The organism is Micromonospora sp. SL4-19 (genome assembly GCF_047921475.1).
GTDB lineage: Bacteria > Actinomycetota > Actinomycetes > Mycobacteriales > Micromonosporaceae > Micromonospora.
Genome location: NZ_JBLROB010000123.1, coordinates 1 through 201, shown reverse-complemented (window position 1 = coordinate 201; position 201 = coordinate 1). Strand labels below are relative to the sequence as shown.

Genomic DNA, 201 nt, shown 5'->3' with positions numbered 1-201 from the left:
GTACGACACCGAGATCGAGGGCTGGCACCGACGCCACGACGAGCTGATCCGGCTGCGGATCGAAGTCGCCGGGTTCCTCGGGTGCACGCAGCCGCGTACCGGCCTACCGGTGAACCTCGCCGACGACGAGGTCGTCTACCGGGTGCTGCCGACCGTCGAGTTGGTCGAAGCAAAGGCACGGCACGTCGCCGGACTGCCCAC

At 68.7% G+C, this 201-nt stretch carries 1 pseudogene; it reads left to right on the top strand.

Annotated elements, in window-relative coordinates:
* Positions 1-201: pseudogene (locus ACNAVT_RS31955) on the top strand (hypothetical protein); the annotation flags it as partial.